This is a genomic window from Polynucleobacter sp. 35-46-11 (assembly GCF_002281105.1).
The window spans coordinates 1-3334 of sequence record NZ_NCFJ01000389.1 but is presented as its reverse complement, the minus strand read 5'-3'; the positions used below and the strand labels follow the sequence as shown (position 1 = coordinate 3334).

The 3334-nt window shown below is 46.0% G+C and carries 3 protein-coding genes and 1 pseudogene; all 4 read left to right on the top strand.

Annotated features, from left to right (window positions below; genetic code table 11):
* A pseudogene (locus B7Y67_RS15330) lies at positions 1-700 on the top strand (hypothetical protein); the annotation flags it as partial.
* A gap of 16 nt (positions 701-716) precedes the next feature.
* A complete protein-coding gene (locus tag B7Y67_RS15325; protein ID WP_293599378.1) occupies positions 717-1457 on the top strand; it encodes an ABC transporter permease in 741 nt (246 codons plus the stop codon).
* A gap of 11 nt (positions 1458-1468) precedes the next feature.
* Positions 1469-2122 (top strand): ABC transporter ATP-binding protein, encoded by a 654-nt coding sequence (locus B7Y67_RS15320; RefSeq protein ID WP_293599377.1) that lies wholly within the window; start codon positions 1469-1471, stop codon positions 2120-2122.
* A gap of 50 nt (positions 2123-2172) precedes the next feature.
* The coding region (locus tag B7Y67_RS15315; RefSeq protein ID WP_293599376.1) for a class I SAM-dependent methyltransferase at positions 2173-3334 on the top strand (1162 nt) is incomplete at its 3' end.

The window sequence follows — 3334 nt, the reverse complement described above, 5'->3', positions numbered from 1 at the left end:
CCTCACACTTAAAACCCGCGCATATACGGCCAAAGACGCCCAAGAGATGAATTCACTGCTTCTGGCGCAAAGTGAAGATCTGGTCAACAAGCTGAATGACCGCGGCCAGAGAGATATGATCGATTTTGCACAGGAAAATCTGGACAAGGCAGAAATGAAGGCCAAGGAAGCCGCACTTGCTGTCGGTAAGTACCGAAATGAATTCGGGGTAATCAACCCGGAAAAACAATCGACCATTCCCTTGCAACAAATTGCCAAACTGCAGGATCAACTCATTGCCACCCAAGTGCAGATCATGCAGATCGAAACCATCAGTAAAGGCAACCCACAATTGCCATCGCTTCGGCAGCGAGCAATCCTGCTTAAAGATGAAATCGCGAAGGAAACCGCCCACGTTGCCGGTGCAGGCGCCAACAATAAATCACTGGCCAGCAAGGCCGTGGAATTCCAGCGCCTCTCACTGGATAGCGAATTTGCAGACCGCGAGTTAGTCAGCGCCATGGCATCGCTCCAGCAGGCGCGCACCCAGGCACAACGGCAGCACATCTACATCGAACGAATCAGCGAACCGAATCTTCCGGATGCCTCAACCGAACCCAAACGACTTCAGGATATACTCGCGACACTTTTACTCACCCTTATCATCTGGGGAATTGTAAGCATTCTAAATGCAGGTGTACGAGAACATTATGACCGTTAAGTCACAGCCATCTTTTATGGAACAATTACGCATTCAACGTCGCGTAATTTGGGCGCTCACTCTACGTGAAATGATAACCAGATATGGACGTGAAGGGCTAGGAATTATCTGGATAATTGCTGAACCCGCATTGTTTATTATTGGAGTAATGTTAATTTTTTCTGCAGGTGGTCATACAGAATTTACAAGTTATCCCACCCTACTTCTATGGCGCAACGGAACTAACCGTGTAGTCAAGGCCGTGGATATCAATAGGGCACTACTCCACCACCGCCCGGTTCGGCCACTAGACATAATTTACTCCCGTATTTTACTTGAGTTCGCAAGCGCCACCGCCGCATTTGTAATCCTCTATTTATTTTTTGTGGCACTAGGCATTTGCCACTGGCCGGCAGATTTACTGACCATGATTATTGGCTACTTTATGGTCGTATGGTTCTCTTTTGTTTTTGCACTATTTATGGGGGCTTTAGCAGAAATAAGCGATGGAATTGAGCGAGTTTCGCACATTATACTTTATTTAAACTTACCATTTTCTGGTGTATTTATCACAGCAGCAGCCGTGCCGCTTCCCTATCGCGAATATTTATTGATGTTCCCATTGATAAATTGCGTGGAATGGTTTCATCACGGATATTATGGCGAAAGAATGGCCACATACTATAATCCACAATATACGATTATATCTCTACTTGTATTAACGTTTTTTAGCTACCTTCTAACTAATATTGCCAATCGACGCGTTCAAAGCACTTAGCGGATTAGAACATGCTAGTACTAAAAAATATATGCAAGTCCTATCCCATACACCATGGCCGCTCCGAGCGACTAATCTTGGACAATATCAACTTTAAAGTTAAACAAGGTGAAAAATGGGGCATTCTCGGACGTAATGGCGCGGGCAAATCCACACTGATTCGTGTGATCAGTGGCGCAGACATTCCGGCTTCTGGCACAGTGACGAGGAATATGTCGATATCATGGCCATTGGCATTTGGCGGTGCCTTTCAAGGCAGCCTGACGGGCCGAGACAATGTCAAACTCATCACTCGCATCTATGACATCGACTTTGATCAAGCCATTACAATGGTCGAGGAGTTTGCCGAATTGGGCCCCTACCTCAACGAACCCGTTAAAAGTTACTCATCGGGCATGAGTTCACGCCTGGCCTTTGCCATCTCAATGTCAATCGAGTTTGATTGTTTTCTGATTGACGAGGGCATGTCTGTTGGTGATCATCGTTTTCATCAAAAATGTAATGTTGAACTGTTCGAAAAAAGAGGTGACCGGGCCATGATCATTGTTGCGCATCAAACAGACATCATTCGACAGCATTGCGACCGGGCTGCGGTTTTAGAAAAGGGCAAGCTTGTTGTTCACGACACGGTTGAATCAGCCATAACTGCCTATGAGTCACTTTAGGATATGAAGCTTCAATCCAAATCGGACATAGCAAAACTGGTGTGCACACAATGACCCAAAAGATGAAAACACTTGCGGCGATATTTTCAGAACATCAAGGAAAACTTTCAGACAAGTGGTCGATCTACATTTCGGAATACGAACGGCTATTTAAACCCTACCAGAGCAGAGCCATCCGACTACTGGAAATTGGCATACAGAATGGTGGCTCGCTCGAAATATGGGCCAAATACTTTTCCAAGGGCAAAAAATTAATCGGCTGCGACATCAACCCCGATTGCAAACTGCTTTCCTTTGATGATCCACGCATTGCCCTGGTTGTCATGGATGCGAACACTGACGATGCAGAACACAAGATCGTATCCTACACGCCCGAGTTCGACCTGATTATTGATGATGGCTCGCATCGCTCCAGCGACATCGTCGCAACCTTTAGCCGCTACTTCCCCTATCTCAAGATCGGCGGGCTGTTTATTGCCGAAGATCTACACTGCAGTTACTGGCAGGATTTCGAGGGTGGGTTGTTTCGCCCCTACTCCTCCATGGCCTTCTTCAAGCAACTCGCCGATGTCATCAACCATGAACACTGGGGAATATCTAAAACACGCGCCGAACTAATCAACGGGTTCAACAAAGAATACGGAATAGAACTCGACGAAGAGAATTTATCGTACATTCATTCGGTCGAGTTCATAAACTCCATGTGCGTTATCCGCAAGGCAGAACCTAATGCCAATATTTTAGGGACACGTTATATCTCTGGTCCAGATGCTAAAGTTTGGGATGGTGCACTACTACTACTACATGGCAGCACACCCACAAAACCCGACCAGCAAATGAATATTTGGGCACAGCCACAAGTCACAATAGCTGATGAACTAGCCCTCCGGTTACATGACATTGCGCAGCTGAAACGAGACATCACCGGGATGGAAAACCGGATAGAAGCATACAAAACTGAAAGTAAAAACAGCCAGATAGAGCACGAGGAAATCAAGCAACAGCTGCAAATGCAAATTGCCGCGCAACTCCAGCGTGAAACACTGCATAACGAACAGTTAAGCAAACTGCAGGCTCAACTGAATAATGAAAAACTAGTACTTGAACAAAAAAATCATGAACAGATCCTGCAATTGCAGCGTGAACAGGCAGAGAGTGAATGGTTAAGCAGTGAACGAAATAGCGCACTAGATGAGCGCCTTCAAATTATTC

Bases quoted from the DNA above. Each gene is read 5' to 3' on its own strand.
- B7Y67_RS15320 (WP_293599377.1), top strand. From the start codon at position 1,469: ATGCTAGTACTAAAAAATATATGCAAGTCCTATCCCATACACCATGGC.
- B7Y67_RS15325 (WP_293599378.1), top strand. From the start codon at position 717: ATGGAACAATTACGCATTCAACGTCGCGTAATTTGGGCGCTCACTCTA.